At 39.1% G+C, this 542-nt stretch carries 1 protein-coding gene and 1 pseudogene; both read right to left on the minus strand.

The genetic code is table 11. The features are described from left to right. Positions 1 to 210 (minus strand): annotated as a pseudogene (locus tag CIK04_RS25275) (tRNA-(ms[2]io[6]A)-hydroxylase); the annotation flags it as partial. Positions 211 to 389: 179 nt separating this feature from the next. Further along, positions 390 to 542 (minus strand): tRNA isopentenyl-2-thiomethyl-A-37 hydroxylase MiaE (gene miaE / locus CIK04_RS25280; protein ID WP_325205811.1); only part of this gene is annotated, 153 nt, incomplete at its 5' end.

Consider the following 542-nt stretch of genomic DNA (forward strand, 5'->3'; position numbering starts at 1 on the left):
ATCAATGAGCTCTTGGCTATAAGGTGAGTCTGACTTAGCCATAATGGCTTTAGAAATGTTACTTTTGCCCTTTAGTGTCTCAATGGAGCCAATTCCACGATAGGCAAAATCTTCGTATGGCTTAAACCAATCGAGTAGGGTATGCGAGCTTTCTTTATCCACCGCATATTTACGGATCAAATACATCGCTGATTGCCCAGCTTTCAGCTCACGCAAATCATGGGAATATTGAAACTATCGAAAACAGACAGAAAACTTACCAGAATGAACTGTTATCAATCTAAATTCTTTAATTAAAACAGTATGATATGTGTTTTCTGGAAAAGTCAAATTTTGGCAAAAAGCAATATGCACGACATCGGCCTTTAGAAGAGTCACCGTGCATATTGCTACCTATATTGTTGTTTTTTTATGCTACGTAGCCAGTTTGGTGCGCCAGAGTGGAAGCGAAATTCTGAATCGTCAGAGGTAATTAATTCAGCTTCAACATTAGCGAAGTGTTCAATACGCTCTGAAATATCTTCACCTGCAATCTGCTCTGC

The sequence above is a fragment of the Vibrio sp. 03_296 genome (genome assembly GCF_002265885.1).